A 17,628-nucleotide genomic window follows, 5' to 3' on the forward strand; every position below is an offset into this window, starting at 1 on the left:
CATCGCCCCCGCCCGCGCTGCTCGTCAGCCTCGGGCTTCTTCCAGGGCCGCCCGCAGGTGGCCGTCGGACTCCTCCAGGAGACGGGCGGCCGTCGGGCCGTCGACGCCGGCCAGGATGGTGAGGATCGCGTTCTTGACCTCGCCGTCCGTGGCCGCCAGCGCCCGTTCGATCTCGTCGTCCGGTGCGCCCGTGGCGAGGGCGACGATACGGCGGGAGCGGGCGCGGAGCTTGTCGTTGGAGGCGCGTACGTCGACCATCAGGTTGCCGTAGGTCTTGCCCAGGCGGACCATCGTGATCGTCGAGATCATGTTCAGGACGAGCTTCTGGGCCGTGCCGGCCTTCAGTCGGGTGGAGCCGGTGATCAGTTCGGGGCCTACGACGATCTCGATGCCGTGCTCGGCGGCGGCCGCCAGCGCGCTGTCCGCGTTGCAGGCCAGGCCGATGGTCAGGGCGCCCAGCTTCCGGGCGTGCTCCACCGCGCCGATGGCGTAGGGGGTGCGGCCGGATGCGGAGATGCCGACCACCGTGTCGTCCGGCGTGAGGCCCAGGGCGTCGAGGGCCTCGACCGCCAGCTCCTTGGAGTCCTCCGCGCCCTCGACCGACGTCACCATGGCCTCGGGGCCGCCCGCGATCAGGCCGACCACCTGCGACGGCTCGGTGTTGAAGGTCGGCGGGCACTCCGAGGCGTCGAGCACGCCCAGCCGCCCCGCCGTGCCCGCGCCGGCGTAGAGCAGCCGGCCGCCGCGGGCCATGCGCCGCGCGACCGCGTCGATCGCGGCGGCGATCTGCGGCAGCCGCTCGGCGACGGCGGCGGGCACGGTGGCGTCCTCGGCGTTCATCAGCCGCGCGATCTCCGGCGTGGGCAGCCGGTCGATCTCCGCCAGCTCGGGACGGAACTCCTCGGTCGTCAACGACTCCAACTCGGCGCGCAACTCGCGGTAGTGGGGCGTGGAGGTCATGAAGGGGCGGCTCTCCTCGTGCGATGCGGTACGGCTGACCGCGCTGGTCCTCGTTCGTTCCTCGGCTACGCGCGCCGGGTCCCGCCCCGCGGGCTGTGCCGGTGGGCCAGCGCCTCGTACGACGCCGCCAGCGCCGGCGCCGCCGTCTCGTACGTCCGCTGCGCCACCCCGACGAACAGGCAGTCCACCACCAGCAGTTGACTGGTCCGGGAGGACATCGCCGCCGGGCGCAGCTCGCTCTCGCGGGCGGTGGAGGTGGTCAGGACGTGGTCGGCGTACTGCGTGACGGGCGCGTCGGGCCGGCCGGTGATCGCGACGGTGGTCGCGCCGCGCTCGAAGGCCACCCGCAGCGGCTCGATCACGTCCCCGGTCGAACCCGAGTGGGTGATCGCGATCGCCACGTCCCCGGCGCGCAGCTGCACCGCGTTGGTGACGGCGAGGTGCGGGTCGCCGGGAGCGTGGGCCATCAACCCTATGCGCAGCAGCTTCTGGGTGAGGTCCTGGGCGACCAGACCGGAGGCTCCGATGCCGTAGACGTCGGTGCGGCGGGCGGAGACCAGGGCGGCGACGGCCGCGCCGAGCTGGACCGTGTCGAGGCCGGCGGCGGTGTCGGCGAGGGTCTGCTGCTCGTCGTAGGCGAGTTTGGCGACGACGTCGGCGATGGGATCGTCCACCGCGATGTCGGTCGTGATGGCGGGCGCGCGGCCCGACTGCTGTTGCGCGGCCAGGCCCGCGAGCGCCAGGCGCAGGTCGCGGTAACCCGGATAGCCCAACAGGCGGGCGGTGCGTACGACGGTCGCCTCGCTGGTGCCGGTGAGCTCGGCGAGGCCGGTGACCGTGAGGGCCGCGCAGCCGGCCGGGTCGCCCGCGACGGCCTCGGCGACGCGCTGCATGGAGCGGGTCATCGAGGGCGCGAGCGTGCGCACCTTGGCCGCGAGGGCGGCGGGGGCGGGGGGCGCGCTGCCGGGGGTGCCCGCGCGTGCGAAAATTTCCTTCACATCCTGGGTCACACCGTGAAAGATATTTTCCGTTCGGCGGTGCGGTCAAGAGTACGCACAATGGAGACATGACAGACCCCGTCAGCCCCCTGGAGCAGGCCCTGCACGCCGCCCGCGCCCTCGTCCTCGCCGACCTGGTCGCGAGCGAGGTCGCCAAGGCCGACGTGGTCTCGCTGGTGGAGGACTCCGTCGCCCAGCGCCGCTGGTGGGTCGAGCAGTGGCCGGACGGCGCGCAGTTCGTGGCCGGACTGGTGGCGCAGGACGTCCAGGACGCCCTCCTGGAGCGGTACGGCCGCTGGCCGCTGTGCCCGGTGTGCGGCCACGGCGACCCGCACGCGCTGGACGTCGAGCCCGAACTCGGCCCCGACCCGCACTGGGTGTGCTCCGAGGCAGGCGTGAAGGTGGCGCCGGTGGGCGGACTGGCGGAGGCGACCGGCGGCGGAAAGCCGTCGTCGTGACGGCGGCCCGCCGGACGGTCGCCCCGTGACCCTCTACATCGACCCGCCCACCTGGCCGGGCCACGGCCGCCTGTGGTCCCACCTCGTCAGCGACGTCTCCTACGACGAACTGCACCTCTTCGCCGCGGGGTTGGGCGTCCCCCGGCGTGCCTTCGAACGGGACCACTACGACCTGCCCTCCCACCGCTACGCCGACGCGGTGGCGGCGGGCGCGCTCGAGGTCAGCAGCCGCGAGGTGGTGCGGCTGCTGTATGCCGCCGGGCTGCGGCGGCCCAAACGGTGGGCTCAGCAGCGCAGTTCGTAGACGTACTGGGCGTCGTCCTCCGCGGCGCGGGTGAACCCGGCCCGGACGACGACGTTCTGCGAGGGCGTGTTCTCCCGGTCGATGACGGCGACCACCGTCCGTACGCCGTCCTGCGCCAGTGCCCACGCCGACAGCGCGCGCAGCGCCTCGGTGGCGTAGCCGTTCCCGCGGGCGCCCTCCACGAGGTCGTAACCGATCTCCACGCGGCCGGCCTCGTCCGGGGCGCCGTGGAATCCCATGGCGCCCACCGCGCGGTCGTCCTCGCGCCGCACCAGCGCGTACATGCCCCACCGCGGATGGAACACCCCGTCCTCGTACTGCTTGAACACCATCCCGGCGCCCACGCGGGTGCCGTCGGCCGGGACCGAGCCCACCCACTCCAAGCCGCCTTCGCCGCCGCTGCTCAGGTCGCGGGCGACGGCGGGGGTGACGCCCTCCAGGGTCAGCCGCTCGGCGGGGAGGACGGGCGGATTGCTCCACCGCCACTCGGTGACCGGCCCACGGCCGGGCAGCTCGCCGCGGCCGGTGGCCCACAGCAGCGTCGGCCAGGGCGCGGCGCCCGGCCGGACGTGCGGGAAGAGCCGGGTCAGCACGTCCTCGCACAGCTCGGCGGGCGGCTCGTACGCCAGCCTCAGGCCGGTGGCGATGTCGTGCGTGTGCAGCAGCACCTCGGCGACGCCCATCGCGGCGAAGCCCTCGCGGTTCGCGCTGCGGAACGGGTACGGGTGGAAGGCCCGGACCTTGCGCGGGGTGGTGCGCACGGCCGCGACGAGCAGCGCGCCGGTCGTCTCGATCACGTCCAGGACGTCCGCGTTCCCGGTGCCCTGGTCGAGGGTGACCCCGAAGGGGACGCCCGCGTCCTTCGCGCGTCCGGCCAGCCGCCCCGCGTAGTTGACGAGATCGCTCGCGATGTGCTCCGCCGTCCGCCGGCAGTTCCACTCCAGCCGTCCGGCCCGCACCCCGTCCCAGTCCCGGTCCACCGCCGTCCGCAGCAACGCCACGGCGTCCGCGACGGCCTGCTCCACCTGTTCCCCGCCCCATGCGCGCATACGGTGCAGGGTAGGCGCGGCGGGGCCGTCAGAGCGACAGCATTTCCAGCTCGGAGCCGATGTTGTAACGGGCGGTCGCCTCCCAGTGCTCCGCCCCGTACGGGGTGCGGAACAGGGCGGGCAGGGCGAGGAGCTGCCGCAGAATCGCGGCGCGGCCCTCGCGGAAGGCGTCGTTGGGGATGAAGTGATACTCCTCGCGCACGCCGACCGTGTAGGCGGCGTACGCCGACGGGGGCGCGGCGAGGATCGCCAGGTCGGCGTCGCACAGCACCTGGCCGTCGCGGTCGTCGTCGGCCGGGTCGTGACCGACGGTGAGCCGGACCAGCCGGGCCACCTCGGCTGTCTTCTCGGCCGACACCCCGGCCTCGGGCAACGCGCGCTCGGCCAGCCGGGCCGACCGCTCCTCGTTCTCGGACCGCTCCGGCAGGTACACGGCATCGTGAAACCAGGCCGCCAGCCGGACCACGTCCGGATCGTCGGCGTACTCCTCCAGCACGTCGACGTGGTCGAGGACCGCGGTCAGGTGAGTGACCGTGTGGTAGTGCCGCTGCGGCTCCCGCCAGCGCCCGAGCAGATTGTCGGCGTACGGCACCGGGTCGGGGCCGCCCCCGGGGCCCCGGGCACCTTCGAGAGCACGGGTCCAGCGGGCGCGCAGGGCGTCGAGATCGGCCATGCCGTCATTGTTCCAGCGGCGGTCCGCTCCATCGAGGCAGGCCGACCGAGGCCGGCCTGCCTGGTACTACCTCCACGTGCTCGTCAGCACATCAGGAAGAGCTTCCTCAAGCTGCGAGGCCCGCATCCGGAACGGCACGGGAGCGCAGCGTGCGGAAGACCACCTCCAGGGCGTCGATCTCGTCGTCGGTGAAGTGGTTGTCGATGACCCCGCGGCTGCTGAAGAGGCTGTTCTCGTACAGGTCGCGGATACCGATGAGACCGTTCGCCGCCACGTACCGGACCATGAGGCCGACGAGGTCGATCTGGTCGGCGGAGAGATCGCCGGTCGGCGATGAAGCCGGAGAAGGCCTCCTGGGCCGCCTCCCGGTCCAGGCCGCCGATGCGGCGCAGGAACACGCCGAGACCGCCGTCGGCCGAGCGCTTCTGCTCCAGGTCCTCGGCGGAGGCGACGCCCTCGGTGAGGAAGACCTCCTCCAGGGCGGCGAGGTCCTCGGCCGTGACTCCAAGGACACCAGCCGGGGCACCTTCGCCGTGTCCTCCGCAGCATGGTCCGCGTTTGTCACTCACGCCAGTATCCGTCACTGAAAGATAGTTCACGTCAACACAGCGTGATGATTGGCTTGACCCCCGCCGGGTGGCCTTGGCAATATCGGCATCAGCAAACAAAGCACGGTGCATATGGCTGCACCAGGTCCTGGGGCCGCCCCTTCGGGGGCGGCCCGAGTGTTTTCCGGGAGGGATCGTTGTACCTGTGCTACATCGACGAAGCGGGCAACGGGCAGACCCTGGATCCCGCCAGACCGGACGCGCCGCCGGTCCTCGTCGTCGGTGGCTTCACCGTTCATGATTCCCACATCAAGGGCTTGACTTGGGACTTTCTCAACGTCAAGAAGAAGTACCGGCCGCAGTTGCGCCATGCCGTGCACCTCTCCGAGGTGGTTCACACGGAGATCAAGGGCTCCGACGTCCGCAAGGACATCCGTGTGGGGAACCGTGACCGGCGCCGGGCCGCGATGCTGCTCGTGGACTCGGTTCTCGCCATACTGGAGCGTTGCAACGCCCGCCTTCTGGCCCGTGTGTGGGTGAAGGAGGAGGGCCTCCCCTTCAACGAGACCGGCGTGTACGGCACCTCGGTCGGAAGTCTCACGGAGACGTTCCAAGCCCAGTTGACGGACTGCCACTCGCGCGGTGTCGTGGTCCTCGACAGCCGGACCAAGTCCAAGAACGTGCCGAACGTGCACTGCGTCACGACGCGCAAGTACCGCTCCGGCGGTGACAGCCTCAAGGGTGTGATCGAGTCGCCGGTCTTCGGACACAGCGATACGCACACGCTGCTTCAGCTCTCCGACCTCGTCGTCTCCTCCCTGCTGTTCCCGATCGCCTGTCACGCCTACCTGAGCGACGTCACGTGGAACGTCCACTGCGACGACGCGTACCGGCCGCTGCGGGAGCAGTTCGGGGAGCGGCTGCGGAAGCTCCAATTCCGCTACCAGGATCCGGTGGGCAAGTGGCGCGGCGGGATCGTGGTCTCCGACCGGCGGACCGGCCAGTCCTCGAGGCTGATGTTCGGAGGGGTGAAGGCGGCGACGCCGAAGGTCGTCATTCCTGGGCAGCAGGTGAGCGGAGGCGAACTGCCCACCGTGCCGTAGTACGGCCGACGCGGGCCGAGCACTAGCGTGGAGGGATGACTTCTGCTGACGTGCACGAGGTACGGGACCCCGAGTTGCCCGGGCGGCTGCTCACCCTGGAGCGGGACGCGCTGATCCCGTTGCTGCGGGTGCGGCCGGAGGCGGACTTCGCGTTGCCGACCGCCGCGTGTCCGGGGTGGACGGTGCGGGACGTGCTCGCGCACTCGTCCGCCGCGTTGATGCGGGTGGTGGAGGGCCGGTTCGAGGAGGGCGTGTTCTCGCCCGAGGCCAACGAGCGGGACATCGCCGAGCGGGGCGACTGGACGAACGCCCGGGTGGTGGACGAGCTGGAGCGCGGGATGACCGAGGCCGGGCCGGTGATCGCCCGGACGGACGGGGCGCTGGACGCGCTCGCCCTGGGTGAGTGGGTGCACGCCGGTGACGTGCGCGACACCTTCGGCGTGCCGGGGGCGTACGCGGGGGACGGGCTGCCGTACGCGCTCACCCTGCTGGCGCGCGTGACCCGGGAGAAGGGGCATCTGCCGCTGCACGCCGACCTCGACGACGTGGACGAGCCGCTGAGGTTCGGCGACGTGAGCGGGGAGCGGCACCCGGCGCGCTACATCGGGGATGCCGCCACGCTCGTACGGCTCTATGCGGGGCGGCCGGTGCCGGCGGCAGGCGCGGGGTACGAGCTCGCGGGAGCGGAGAAGGGCGAGCTCAACATCTTCGGCTGACCGGTTTTCGGCCGTGGGCCTCCCGACCGGCGTACCCTGAGATTGGACTAGACCTGTCCGACTCCAGGGAAGCCGGGGAAAGGGGCCCTATGAGCACGCGTGCAGTCCTGGAGGTGATCGCCCTCGACGTCGAGGACGCGGTCGCCGCCCAGGCCGGAGGCGCGGACCGCCTCGAGCTGGTCACCGACATGGCCGCCGACGGGCTCACCCCGCCGACCGGGACCGTCGCCGCGATCCGCGCCGCCGTCGACATTCCGCTGCGTGTGATGCTGCGGCTCACGGACGGGTTCGGCGCGGGGGGTGCCCGGGGGCCGGCCCGGCTGGCCGGGGTCGCGGGTGAGCTGCGGGCGGCCGGCGCCGAGGAGTTCGTGCTCGGGTTCCTGGACGAGGAGGGCGGGGTGGACCTGGGGGCCGTCGAGCGGGTGGTCGCCGCACTGGACGGGTGTCCGTGGACCTTCCACCGGGCGATCGACCGCGCCGCCGACCGGGACGCGCTGCGCAAGCAGCTGGACGGCCTGCCCGGGCTCGACACGTACCTGACGGCGGGTGCCGCGGGTGGCGTGGACGACGGGCTTTCCGTCCTGGCCGCCGAGGCCGCCCGGAGCGGCGAGCCCGGCTACGAGCAGCGGATCATGGTCGGCGGCGGTCTGCGCCTCGACCATGTGCCGGCGCTGCGGAGCGCCGGGATCGACGCCTTCCACATCGGCGGCACCGCCCGCCCCGGCGGCTGGGACGGGCCGGTCTCCGTCGCAGCGGTCGCGCGGTGGCGCGCGGTGCTGGACGGGGCCGGGGCTGTGTAATTCGTACGCCTGCTCCATTCCGACCAGGCACGATGTCGTCCATGACAGCAACGTCCCCCGACCTCCCCGGGCTTCCGTACCACCGCATGGCCCGGTACACCCCTCACCACCGCTGGTGGCGGCCGCTGCTCGGCACTCTGCTGCTGCTCTTCGCGTCGGTCCTGGCCACAGTCTTCTGCTACGTCCTCGCCGACGTGCTCGGGAGGGCCGCCGGTTACCCGGAACTGCCGGACGGCGACGTCGACTTCGGCCCGGTTCTGGGCACGGCACTGGACCTGGCGGTCATAGCCCTGGACCTGCTGCTGGTCCTGCTGGTCGTGCGCTGGGTGGGCCGGCGTCCGGCCGGCACGGTGTCGTCGGTCACCGGGCGGCCGCGTTGGCGATGGCTGGCCTGGTGCTTCCTGGCCGTCGTGCCCCCCATGGTGCTGCTGACGGTGGCCGGGTTCTTCCTGCCGGACGACCTGGGCGACTCCGGAGCGGACGGCGCATGGGTGGGGTGGCAGACGTTCCTCGTCTCCCTGGCCATGCTGGCCGTCCTCGTACCGCTGCAGTCGGCGGCGGAGGAGTACGTCTTCCGGGGCTGGCTGCTGCAGGCGACAGGGGCCTTCGTCCGCTCCCCGTGGGTCGCGGTGCTGCCGCAGGCGGCGCTCTTCGCGGCCGCCCACGGTTGGGGCACTCCCTGGGGTTTCGCCGATCTCCTGTTCTTCGGCGCGGTGGCGGGGTGGCTGACCATCCGCACGGGCGGCCTCGAGGCGTCCGTCGCCCTGCACGCGGTGAACAACCTGCTGGCCTTCGGTCTGTCCGCCGTGTTCGTGGACGGTCTGGCGTCCGACGAGACGGCGGCCGACGCCCCCTGGCAACTGGTCGCCGTCGACGTGCCGGTGATCCTGGTCTATGCCCTGATCGTGCTGTGGCTGGCCCGGCGCCACGCTCCGCAGAACGTCTCTCCCCCGCCCCCCGCACCGGCCGCACCCCACCTGCCGTACCCGCAACCGTGGGGTCCGCACGGGCCGCACGGGCCGCACGCACAGCCGCAGGGCCCCTATGGGCCGTACGCACAGCCGCAGGGCCCGTACGGGCCGCACCCGCAACCACAGGGCCCCCATGGGCCGTACCCGCAACCGCAGAGCACGTACTGGCCGTACGGAACGCCGTCCCCGAGCGCGGGCGTGCCCGACGTCGGCGTGCCCGACGTCGGCGGGCGCGGCCCCGGAGAGCGATCGCCGGATCAGCCCGGCGGGCCTCAGGACAGCTGAGGCGGCAGCGGGGCCGCGTGGGTGACGATCAGGCCCGAGACCGCTCGCGTGAGGGAGACGTACAGGCGGCGCAGGCCGGTGCGTTCGTCGGGTTCGGCGTCGACCACGGCCCGGGGTTCGTCGAGGACCACGTAGTCGTACTCCAGGCCCTTGGCGAGGGAGGCCGGCACCAGGGTGAGGCGGGTCCGCGCCGTCGTCTCCTCCCCCGGGGACAGGTACGGCACGCCGGCCGCCGTCAGCGCCTCGGCGAGGGCCGGGACGCGAGGGTCGGCGGCGATCAGGGCGACCGAGCCCTCGTGGCGCAGCAACTCCTCGCAGGCGGTGACCACCTCGCCGTCCCCGGCGGTCGTACGGACCTCGAAGAAGCCCGGGTTCTCGCGGATCGAGGCGACCGGGGTCAGGCCCGGGGCGATGTGCGGCAGGAGGCGGGAGGCGTAGGTGATGACGTCCGTCGGTACGCGGAAACCCGCCGTCAGTTCCTCGGTCACGGCGTCGGACTTGCCCAGGTGGGCCAGGGCCTCCTCCCAGGTGCGGGTCGCCCAGGGCGTGGTGCCCTGGGCGAGGTCGCCGAGGACGGTCGCGGAACCGGTGGTGCAGCGCCGGCCGACCGCGCGGTACTGCATGGGGGAGAGGTCCTGCGCCTCGTCGAGGACCACGTGCCCGAGGGAGGGCGTGCGCTCCATCAGGTCGGTCGCCTCGTCGATCAGCACCGCGTCCGCCGCGGACCACTTGGCGGACCTGACCGACCGTACGGGCCTCGCCCACAGGATCGTCTTCCGCTCCTCCTCGGTGAGGATCCCGTCGGCGTGCGCGGTCAGGAAGTCCGCGTCCGTCAGCAGCCGCAGGACGAGTTTCGCCGGGTCGACCCGGGGCCAGATCGTCTTGACGGCCGCCTTCACCGCCGAGTTGCGGGCCACCGCGTCCTGCACGCGGTCGTCGGGGGCCTCGCCCGCCCGCTCCATCCGCACCAGTACGGCGTGCGCGATCCGCTGCGGCAGGGCCTCGCGGGCGGCGCCGTAGCGGATGTCGCGGTCCAGCAACTCGTGGACGAGGTACTCCAGTTCGTACGCCGGGATGCGCCAGCGGCGCGAGCCGCGCACCACCACGACCGGTTCGGTGGGCATCGTCACGTGGGAGTACAGCGCCCTGCGCAGCACCTCGGCCATCCGTGCGTCGCCCTTGACGACCGCGGCGGCCGCGTCGTCCGTGGCCCGCACCTCCACGTGGGCCACCAGGTCGTCGACCGTGGCCTGCCGGACCGCCAACTCGCCCAGCGCCGGCAGCACTTGCTCGATGTAGTGCAGGAAGGACCTGTTCGGTCCGATGACGAGGGTGCCGGTGCGGGCCAGGCGCTCGCGGTGGGCGTAGAGGAGGTAGGCGACCCGGTGCAGGCCGACGGCGGTCTTTCCGGTGCCGGGGCCGCCCTGGACGCAGACGGTGCCGGACAGGCCGGACCGTACGATCTCGTCCTGCTCGGGCTGGATGGTCGCCACGATGTCGCGCATCGGGCCCACGCGCGGGCGCTCGATCTCCTGCTGGAGCAGCTTGCTGGTGGTCGCCGCCTCGGCCGGGTCGGACAGGTGCTCGTCCTCGTACGCCGTGAGGTCGCCGCCGGTGTAGCCGAAGCGGCGGCGCAGCGCGATGTCCATGGGGTCCTTCTTGGACGCCCGGTAGAACGGCTGCGAGACCGGTGCGCGCCAGTCGATGACCATGGGGTCGCCGTCGGCGTCGTGCACGTGCCGCCGTCCGATGTAGAACCGCCCGCCCGTCTCCCACCGCCGCCCTTCCAAGGAAGGCGCTTCGCGCCCTTTTGATTCTTCGGCCCCCTCGGCCCGGTCCGCGCCCGGCGCGTGCAGGTAGTCGAGCCGTCCGAAGAACAGCGGGGTGTCGCTGAGGTCGGCCAGCGCCTTGACGCGCTCGTCGATCTGGCGGGCGAGGACCTCGGCGTTGACCCAGTTCGCGGTGACGTCGCGGATGTCGAGCGACTCCACGTCCTCGCGCATGGCGCGCAGCGCGGCGCGGGAGGCGGACAGGTGGGAGCGCTCGCGGGCGAGCGGGTCGTCGGTGGGCTGGGCGAGGCATGCGGGCTCGGCGGGCGTGGGCGAGGGCGAGCGCGACAAGGGGTGCCTCCGGAAGGCCTACGGGACAGGCGGGTGCGCCGTGTGGCGGTGCCAGGTGGCTGCGCCGTTGGCGGCGGGATCTGCCGCCCGGTTTCCGTCCGGACGGCGGCGCTCCGAGGGGGAGGCGGGCAAGGGGGTGGATTCTAGGGCGGCGGGGCGGGCGGAGGCCAACCGGTTTCCCGCGCGCCGCCCTGCCGTGATCGGCTTCCCCTAAGGGCCGCGTCCGCCGGACGTCAGGGGTGCCGTCCCTCCAGAGGGGTACGCGAACGGGAAGAAGGTTGGCTCCGAAGACCGATGCCCGCCTTGTGTCCCCCGATCCACCCTTGAGCCATGAGCACAGCAACCATCCACCCGGCCCACGCCGCCCGCCCGGCCGGCGCCACTGCCGTCCAGGGCTGTCATCATCACCGTCTGGGCAATGCCCTGCACGCCGTCAAGGTGTTCGCGGGCGCCGTGTTCGACGTCGTCATCCTCGGCGAGTACGGCGAGGAGGCGGGCATGCGTCACAAGTGACCCACTAGGGTCGGTCCGTGACAGCACGGATGGTGGCCCTCCGGTCACGCGCGGCACACGCGGCACCCGCCCTCGTACTCCTCGTCCTCTCCTTCGCCGCCCTCGCGGCCCTGTTCGCCGCCCTGGACGTCGCGATGCCCGACGCGGTGGTCTACCGGGCGGAGGGAGCGGCCGTCGTCCACGGCCGTGACCTGTACGGCTTCACGATCACGGAGGGACGGCTGCCGGCCACCTACCCGCCGTTCGCGGCCCTGCTGTTCGTACCGGCGGTGTGGCTGCCGGTCCCGGCCCTGAAGGTGGTGTTCTGCGCGGGCAACGCGCTCCTGCTCGCCCGGCTCGTCCACCTCTCCGCCCGACTCGCCGGGCGCCGGGCCGGACTTCCCCTGGTGTGTACGGGGACCGCGCTCGCCGTCTGGCTCGAACCGGTCTTCCAGACCTTCGTGTACGGGCAGATCAACCTCGCGATCACCTGCCTGGTCCTGTGGGACCTCACCCGGCCGCCCGGCGCCCGCGGCAGGGGGGCGCTGATCGGGGTCGCGACCGGCATCAAGCTCACCCCGGGGCTCTTCGTCCTGTACCTGCTGCTCCGCGGGCGCGTACGCGAGGCGGCCACCGCGGCGGCCGCCTTCGCCGGGACCGTCGCCGTCGGCGCGCTCGCCCTGCCCGCGGCCAGCGTCGACTACTGGACCCGCCACCTCTTCGACACCGGCCGGGTGGGCAAGCCGTGGATCACCGCCAACCAGTCGCTGCAGGGCCTGGTCGCCCGCGTGCTGCGGGAGCCGTCACCCGGCCTGGCCTGGGTGCTGCCCGCCGCCGCGGTGGGCGTCGTCGGCCTGTGGCTCGCGGCCCGGGCGCCGCGGGAGCGGTGGGGCGTGCTGCTGACCGGGCTGACCGCGCTGCTCGTCTCACCGATCAGCTGGTCCCACCACTGGGTGTGGTGCGTCCCGCTGATCGCCGTACTCCTGGCCGAGGGCCACCGCCTCTGGGCGGCGCTCACCGCCGTCCTCTTCACCGCCCGCACCATGTGGCTGGTCCCCCGCAAGGGCCTGGAACTGCGCCTGGACTGGTGGCAGCAGCCCCTGGCCTCGCCCTACGCCCTGCTGACGTGCGCGGTCCTCGCGTCAGTTCTCCTCCGGCAGGAGGATGTCCGCGTCGTCGAAGATCCGCAGCATGACCAGCAGCAGGCGGCCCCGGGGCACCATGTACTCGGCGACGATCTGTGACGTGAGACGGATCTCGCGGTCCTGCTCGCCCGGCCCTACAGGTCGGGAGACCTCGGTGTAGGGATTGCGCGCCAGTATGTCGACGGCCTTGTCGAAGGCGGCCCTGAGAACGGGGTCCGGGCGGTCTCGGTCACGGGCCGCCGGCTCGGTGCACAGCACCTCGTAGACGTCCTCGTGGGACATGGCACCGTTCCTGGGCAGTGAGCGGAAGTGAGTCCGCTCGCTGGCGCGCCCCGAACGGTTGTGGGCGCACTGGTCGTCCGCTTTCGCGTCCCGGGCGGCGACACGGATCGTGTCCGTGGTCCGGGCCGGGCGGGCGGAGTCCCTCACGACCTGGCCTGTGGGAGCGGCCAGAGGCGACGGGGAGGCCCTGAACCATCTCGCTGGTGGAGCAGGGGCCCCGCACGCTGGCACCGCACCCGGCGTCCCAGATCGCACGGCAACGCTACCCCGACCGGCCCAGCACACCGCAAGCCCGGAAGCCGACCATCACACGATCGAGCTAAACCGGCCTTATACACGCTCTTTAGCGAGCAGTTGCCAACCCTCCCCTGATCCGGCTCGTGCCGTGGGCAGGGTACCGAGCCGGAAGCCGGGGCAGGGATCCGTTCGCTCAGCCCTCCGCCAGCAGCTCGTCCGCGTCCATGATCCGGTAGGCGTAGCCCTGTTCGGCCAGGAAGCGCTGGCGGTGGGCGGCGAAGTCCTGGTCGATGGTGTCGCGGGCGACCACCGAGTAGAAGTGGGCCTGGTGACCGTCGGCCTTCGGGCGCAGCACCCGGCCGAGGCGCTGGGCCTCCTCCTGGCGGGAGCCGAAGGTGCCCGAGACCTGGATGGCGACGGTGGCCTCCGGCAGGTCGACGGAGAAGTTCGCGACCTTCGACACCACCAGCACGCTGATCTCGCCCTCGCGGAAGGCGTCGAAGAGCTTCTCCCGCTGGAGGTTGGACGTCTCGCCCTTGATCACGGGGGCGTCCAAGTGCTCGCCCAGTTCGTCGAGTTGGTCGATGTACTGGCCGATGACCAGGATCTGCTGCCCGGCGAAACGGCGGACGATCGCCTCCGTGACCTTCCGCTTGGTCGCGGTGGTCGCGCAGAAGCGGTACTTCTCCTCCGTCTCGGCGGTGGCGTACGCCAGCCGCTCGGAGTCCGTCAGGTTCACCCGGACCTCGACGCAGTCGGCGGGCGCGATGTGGCCCTGCGCCTCGATCTCCTTCCAGGGCGCGTCGAACCGCTTCGGCCCGATCAGGGAGAACACGTCCGACTCGCGGCCGTCCTCCCGCACCAGGGTCGCGGTCAGCCCGAGGCGCCGCCGGGCCTGCAGGTCCGCGGTGAACTTGAAGACCGGCGCCGGCAGCAGGTGCACCTCGTCGTAGACGATCAGCCCCCAGTCCCGGGAGTCGAACAGCTCCAGGTGCGGGTAGATCCCCTTCCGCTTGGTCGTGAGCACCTGGTAGGTGGCGATGGTGACCGGGCGGATCTCCTTCCGCGTCCCGCTGTACTCGCCGATCTCGTCCTCGGTCAGCGAGGTCCGCTTCACCAGCTCGTGCTTCCACTGCCGGGCGGAGACGGTGTTCGTGACCAGGATCAGCGTCGTGGACTTCGCCTGCGCCATCGAGCCCGCGCCGACCAGCGTCTTGCCGGCCCCGCAGGGGAGCACGACGACCCCGCTCCCGCCGTGCCAGAAGTTCTCCACGGCCTGCTTCTGGTAGGGCCTGAGCGCCCAGCCGTCCTCGCGCAGCTCGATCGGGTGCGCCTCGCCGTCGACGTAACCCGCCAGGTCCTCGGCCGGCCAGCCCAGCTTCAGCAGCACCTGCTTGATCTGCCCGCGCTCGGAGGGGTGCACGGCCACGGTGTCCGGGTCGATGCGGGCGCCGACCAGCGGGGTGATCCGCCTGGACTTCAGCACCTCCTCCAGGACCGGCCGGTCGGTGGTGGTCAGGACCAGGCCGTGCGCCGGGTGCTTGGAGAGGGTCAGCCGCCCGTAGCGGTCCATCGTGTCGGCGATGTCGACGAGCAGCGCGTGCGGCACGGGGTAGCGGCTGTACTGCACGAGCGCGTCCACGACCTGCTCGGCGTCGTGCCCGGCGGCGCGCGCGTTCCACAGGCCGAGCGGGGTGACCCGGTAGGTGTGGATGTGCTCGGGCGCCCGCTCCAGCTCGGCGAACGGAGCGATGGCCCGACGGCAGTCGTCGGCCTGCTCGTGGTCGACCTCCAGCAGCAGGGTCTTGTCGGACTGGACGATCAGGGGACCATTCACACGCGGAACCCTTTCCTGTGGTCAAACGTCCAGTGTGCCCTACTCGCGCACGGTCACGGCTGGTCGTCCGCGAGCTCGGCCACCCCCGTGATCCGGTGCAGCGGGTAGGTGCGGACCTCGTCCGCGGTGTGGTCGTACGCCGTCACGAAGCCGCCCTCGACGCGGATCGGCGCGATGACGCGCTGGCTGGCGGCGCCCTCGGCGTTGACGTAGCCGATCCACAGGGCCTCGCCGGTGAGGACGGCGGCCTGCATGGTGGCGAGGGTCTCGGCGGAGCTGGTGCGGGGCAGCTCGCCGTTCGCGACCGGGGCCGCGGTCGGCTTGCGCGGGGCGGTGGAGGCCAGGTCGCCCGCCCGGATCGCGCGGATCGCGGCGCCGAGCAGGGCGGCGTCCGGGGGCGGCGGGCCCTCCGGGACCGGTTCGGGCGCGGTGCGCGGCGGGGTGCGGTAGGAATCGGTCCGGGTGACGAGGACGTCGCCTTCGGCGGACTCGGCGGCCGGGGCGTAGCCCATCGCGCGCAGGCCCTCGAGGAGCGTGGCCGGGTCGGCCTGCGCGGCCAGCACGGTGGGCGCGAGGCGGCGCAGGCGCAGAGCGGCGGACCGCTTGTCGGCCAGGATCTCGTTCAGCACCGCGTCGTCGTCGCAGCGCACGTACGCCGAGGCGGCGCCGACCCGCAGGTGCCCGTGCCGGCGGGCCACGTCGTCGATCAGATAGGCGAGCGGCTGCGGAACCGGCGTACGGGAGTGCGCGGCGAGGAAGGCGTGCAGGTCGGCGGCGCTGCGGCCGGCGTCCAGGGCGCGGCGTACGGAGGCGGGGGTGAACCGGTAGACGGTCGCGCCGCCCTTGGACTCCACGTCCGCGAGCACGTCCAGCACGTCGGCGAGCGGTCGCTGGAGCGGGCCGGGTGCCACCGCGGTGAGGTCCGCCTGGAGCAGGACGTGGTCCAGGGGTTCGGGCAGGAGCGGGGCGAGGACGCGGGCGGCCGCGGCGATGGGGGTACCGCCCTGCTCGAGCGAAGCCGAGAGCTTGGGGGACGTGGCCTGTTCGGTGGGGGAGAGGGGTTCCGGCACGCCGGGGGCCGGCTCGGGCCTGTGGTGCTTGTGGACGGGGAGCTTGTCGCCGGGACCCGAGGGCTCGGCGTGCTCCCCGGCGACCGGTGCGGGCGGCGGCGCGCCCAGCAGTGCGCGCCCGTGCCCGGACAGCGCGCCGCGTCCCGTGACGCCGAGCAGTTCCGCCTCGGACAGCGTCCACCGGGCCAGCCGGCCGCGCAGGTCGTCCTCCCGCTGCGGTCCGCGCAGGGGACGCTCCCAGCGCAGCCGGGCCAGCACCGACTCGGCGGAGGGCGCGGCGCCCTCCGGCAGCCCGGCGAGCAGGGTGAGCACCCGGTGCCGTACCTCCGGTGCCGCCGAGCGGTCCAGTCCGGGGCCGAGCGCCGACAGCGCGCGGTCCTTGGCGTCCCGTCCGCCGACCAGTCCCGGTGTGCGCGTGGCCGCCAGCCAGGCCGCCGCGAGGTGGGCCCAGCGTTCGGCGGCGGGCCGCTCCCGCCACTCGTCGTAGGCGGGGGTCGCGGCGTACCGCTCGTCCACCTCGCCGTCGGAGGCGATCAGGCCGGCCGTGTGGGCGAGCTCGACCCAGAAGGCGGCCACCGGTTCGGGCACGTCGAGGGCGACGGCGGTGCGTTTGAGGTCCCGCACGCTCAGGCCGCCCGCGCGCAGCACGTTCGGCCCGCCCTCGTCCCAGTCCTTCAGCAGTTCCTCCACGGTGGCCAGGGCGGTGTACGCCTGCCCGGCCGCCGTCGCGTCCACAACCTGTGGACGGTGCGTGGCGACCGCCTCGACGGCGGGCGGCACCGGCTCGGGCGTGCGATGGGCGCGGCCCCCGCGCAGGTGCAGGGCCACCTCGCGGGGGAGCACGACGGTCCCGGGCGCCGTGGGCAGCAGCAGCCCGCGGTCGAGCAGCCGGCGAAGGCGCGGCGCCGGGTCGGGCGTGACCTGGCCGTACGGCGGTCCCCACACCAGGCGGTCCAGTACGTCGAGGGAGTCGGCCGGGAGTTCGGCGAGCAGCGCGGCCATCCGCTCGCGGTCGGTGAACAGGGCGGTGAGCGAGGCGACCGCGGAGACGGAGTCGTGCGTCGAGGGCAGACCGGCGGTGGCCAGGATCTCCTGGATCCGCCCCGGTGACATGCCCGCCGTCGCCTCCCGCACGGTCGGCCCGAGCCCGGTCGGGGAGGGGTGCTGCGGTTGCGGGGCGAGCAGTTCGCGGGCCGTGCGCACCAGGCGCAGCCGGTCGTCGCCGCCCCAGACGAGGGCCTGCTCGCGCAGGGTGCCCAGGGCGCGGGGCAGCGCGGCGGCGACGAGGGGATCCCGGGCGTCGGAGGCCATCAGGCCGAGCAGTTCGTCGTACGTCGCCGGGTCGCCGGCCACCGCGAGGGCCTGGGCCGTCTGCAGGGCGAACCGGTCCAGCCGATCCATGGCGCGCACCACCGAGGCGCGGGTCCCGGCGCGGGTGGCGAGCTGGGTGAGGTCGGTCGGGACCGGCGTGATGAGATCGGGGCGGCTGCGCAGGAGCGCGGCCAGACAGGCGTCGTCGCGTGCGCGGAGTGCCTCCGCGAGGGAACGCGGGGCCGACGGTTGCTCATCACTGCTCATCC

18 protein-coding genes are annotated in these 17,628 nt (G+C 73.0%); 9 read left to right on the top strand and 9 right to left on the bottom strand.

Annotated features, from left to right (window positions below; translation table 11 throughout):
• Positions 1-24: 24 nt before the first annotated feature.
• Together murQ and ACX25U_RS19715 are read right to left on the bottom strand one after the other, a co-directional pair.
• On the bottom strand, positions 25-960 hold the full coding sequence (murQ, locus tag ACX25U_RS19710) for an N-acetylmuramic acid 6-phosphate etherase (protein ID WP_454393892.1): 936 nt from the start codon (positions 958-960) through the stop codon (positions 25-27).
• A 65-nt stretch (positions 961-1,025) separates the two neighbouring features.
• Positions 1,026-1,970: a MurR/RpiR family transcriptional regulator gene (locus ACX25U_RS19715; RefSeq protein ID WP_454393894.1), complete on the bottom strand. Its 945-nt coding sequence runs from the start codon at positions 1,968-1,970 to the stop codon at positions 1,026-1,028.
• 56 nt (positions 1,971-2,026) lie between these two features.
• Between ACX25U_RS19715 and ACX25U_RS19720 the strand changes: the two genes are divergently transcribed.
• Complete coding sequence (locus ACX25U_RS19720; RefSeq protein WP_454393896.1) at positions 2,027-2,416, top strand: hypothetical protein; 390 nt, start codon at positions 2,027-2,029, stop codon at positions 2,414-2,416.
• 25 nt (positions 2,417-2,441) lie between these two features.
• Positions 2,442-2,720: a DUF4031 domain-containing protein gene (locus tag ACX25U_RS19725; protein WP_454393897.1), complete on the top strand. Its 279-nt coding sequence runs from the start codon at positions 2,442-2,444 to the stop codon at positions 2,718-2,720.
• Here ACX25U_RS19725 and ACX25U_RS19730 read toward each other — a convergent pair.
• The 3 genes from ACX25U_RS19730 to ACX25U_RS19740 all read right to left on the bottom strand — a co-directional run bounded on the left by ACX25U_RS19730 (position 2,702) and on the right by ACX25U_RS19740 (position 4,716).
• Positions 2,702-3,769, bottom strand: coding sequence for a GNAT family N-acetyltransferase (locus tag ACX25U_RS19730; protein ID WP_454393899.1), 1,068 nt, complete (start codon positions 3,767-3,769; stop codon positions 2,702-2,704). The two genes, ACX25U_RS19725 and ACX25U_RS19730, sit on opposite strands and share 19 nt — an antisense overlap.
• A 28-nt stretch (positions 3,770-3,797) precedes the next feature.
• Complete coding sequence (locus ACX25U_RS19735; RefSeq protein ID WP_454393901.1) at positions 3,798-4,442, bottom strand: HD domain-containing protein; 645 nt, start codon at positions 4,440-4,442, stop codon at positions 3,798-3,800.
• A gap of 106 nt (positions 4,443-4,548) precedes the next feature.
• Positions 4,549-4,716: a hypothetical protein gene (locus tag ACX25U_RS19740; protein ID WP_454393903.1), complete on the bottom strand. Its 168-nt coding sequence runs from the start codon at positions 4,714-4,716 to the stop codon at positions 4,549-4,551.
• Between the two features lie 10 nt (positions 4,717-4,726).
• Here ACX25U_RS19740 and ACX25U_RS19745 point away from each other — a divergent pair, with 10 nt between their 5' ends.
• From ACX25U_RS19745 to ACX25U_RS19765, 5 genes are all read left to right on the top strand, one after another.
• Positions 4,727-5,029 carry a DUF397 domain-containing protein gene (locus tag ACX25U_RS19745; RefSeq protein ID WP_454393905.1) on the top strand — a complete coding sequence of 101 codons (303 nt, stop codon included), beginning with the start codon at positions 4,727-4,729 and terminating at the stop codon, positions 5,027-5,029.
• A gap of 158 nt (positions 5,030-5,187) precedes the next feature.
• Complete coding sequence (locus ACX25U_RS19750) at positions 5,188-6,093, top strand: DUF3800 domain-containing protein (protein ID WP_454393906.1); 906 nt, start codon at positions 5,188-5,190, stop codon at positions 6,091-6,093.
• Between the two features lie 35 nt (positions 6,094-6,128).
• On the top strand, positions 6,129-6,809 hold the full coding sequence (locus tag ACX25U_RS19755) for a maleylpyruvate isomerase family mycothiol-dependent enzyme (protein WP_454393908.1): 681 nt from the start codon (positions 6,129-6,131) through the stop codon (positions 6,807-6,809).
• A gap of 89 nt (positions 6,810-6,898) precedes the next feature.
• Positions 6,899-7,609, top strand: coding sequence for a copper homeostasis protein CutC (locus tag ACX25U_RS19760; RefSeq protein ID WP_454393910.1), 711 nt, complete (start codon positions 6,899-6,901; stop codon positions 7,607-7,609).
• Between the two features lie 41 nt (positions 7,610-7,650).
• Complete coding sequence (locus tag ACX25U_RS19765; protein WP_454393912.1) at positions 7,651-8,865, top strand: CPBP family glutamic-type intramembrane protease; 1,215 nt, start codon at positions 7,651-7,653, stop codon at positions 8,863-8,865.
• On the opposite strand, the gene ACX25U_RS19770 is transcribed toward ACX25U_RS19765, so the two are convergent.
• The gene (locus ACX25U_RS19770) at positions 8,853-10,985 is read right to left on the bottom strand and encodes a HelD family protein (RefSeq protein ID WP_454393914.1); all 2,133 of its coding nucleotides are present in this window, start codon (positions 10,983-10,985) and stop codon (positions 8,853-8,855) included. The genes ACX25U_RS19765 and ACX25U_RS19770 overlap by 13 nt on opposite strands.
• A gap of 330 nt (positions 10,986-11,315) precedes the next feature.
• Here ACX25U_RS19770 and ACX25U_RS19775 point away from each other — a divergent pair, with 330 nt between their 5' ends.
• Both ACX25U_RS19775 and ACX25U_RS19780 read left to right on the top strand, forming a co-directional pair.
• Positions 11,316-11,498 carry a hypothetical protein gene (locus tag ACX25U_RS19775; protein ID WP_454393916.1) on the top strand — a complete coding sequence of 61 codons (183 nt, stop codon included), beginning with the start codon at positions 11,316-11,318 and terminating at the stop codon, positions 11,496-11,498.
• A gap of 17 nt (positions 11,499-11,515) precedes the next feature.
• Positions 11,516-12,721, top strand: coding sequence for a glycosyltransferase 87 family protein (locus ACX25U_RS19780; protein ID WP_454393918.1), 1,206 nt, complete (start codon positions 11,516-11,518; stop codon positions 12,719-12,721).
• On the opposite strand, the gene ACX25U_RS19785 is transcribed toward ACX25U_RS19780, so the two are convergent.
• The 3 genes from ACX25U_RS19785 to ACX25U_RS19795 form a co-directional block, all read right to left on the bottom strand.
• Entirely contained in the window at positions 12,620-13,051 is a 432-nt protein-coding gene (locus tag ACX25U_RS19785; protein WP_454393920.1) for a hypothetical protein, read from the bottom strand. The genes ACX25U_RS19780 and ACX25U_RS19785 overlap by 102 nt on opposite strands.
• A gap of 283 nt (positions 13,052-13,334) precedes the next feature.
• Positions 13,335-14,978 (bottom strand): DNA repair helicase XPB, encoded by a 1,644-nt coding sequence (locus tag ACX25U_RS19790; protein WP_454393922.1) that lies wholly within the window; start codon positions 14,976-14,978, stop codon positions 13,335-13,337.
• 53 nt (positions 14,979-15,031) lie between these two features.
• On the bottom strand, positions 15,032-17,626 hold the full coding sequence (locus ACX25U_RS19795) for a helicase-associated domain-containing protein (protein ID WP_454393924.1): 2,595 nt from the start codon (positions 17,624-17,626) through the stop codon (positions 15,032-15,034).
• Between the last annotated feature and the right edge of the window lie 2 nt (positions 17,627-17,628).

This window comes from Streptomyces sp. JNUCC 63, from assembly GCF_054366325.1.

What these genes read in the sequence shown, in the direction of transcription:
- ACX25U_RS19760 (WP_454393910.1), top strand. Translation starts at nt 6,899, where the DNA reads ATGAGCACGCGTGCAGTCCTGGAGGTGATCGCCCTCGACGTCGAGGAC.
- ACX25U_RS19775 (WP_454393916.1), top strand. Translation starts at nt 11,316, where the DNA reads ATGAGCACAGCAACCATCCACCCGGCCCACGCCGCCCGCCCGGCCGGC.
- ACX25U_RS19755 (WP_454393908.1), top strand. Translation starts at nt 6,129, where the DNA reads ATGACTTCTGCTGACGTGCACGAGGTACGGGACCCCGAGTTGCCCGGG.
- ACX25U_RS19720 (WP_454393896.1), top strand. Translation starts at nt 2,027, where the DNA reads ATGACAGACCCCGTCAGCCCCCTGGAGCAGGCCCTGCACGCCGCCCGC.
- murQ (WP_454393892.1), bottom strand. Translation starts at nt 960, where the DNA reads ATGACCTCCACGCCCCACTACCGCGAGTTGCGCGCCGAGTTGGAGTCG.
- ACX25U_RS19795 (WP_454393924.1), bottom strand. Translation starts at nt 17,626, where the DNA reads ATGAGCAGTGATGAGCAACCGTCGGCCCCGCGTTCCCTCGCGGAGGCA.
- ACX25U_RS19735 (WP_454393901.1), bottom strand. Translation starts at nt 4,442, where the DNA reads ATGGCCGATCTCGACGCCCTGCGCGCCCGCTGGACCCGTGCTCTCGAA.
- ACX25U_RS19745 (WP_454393905.1), top strand. Translation starts at nt 4,727, where the DNA reads ATGAGGCCGACGAGGTCGATCTGGTCGGCGGAGAGATCGCCGGTCGGC.
- ACX25U_RS19730 (WP_454393899.1), bottom strand. Translation starts at nt 3,769, where the DNA reads ATGCGCGCATGGGGCGGGGAACAGGTGGAGCAGGCCGTCGCGGACGCC.
- ACX25U_RS19765 (WP_454393912.1), top strand. Translation starts at nt 7,651, where the DNA reads ATGACAGCAACGTCCCCCGACCTCCCCGGGCTTCCGTACCACCGCATG.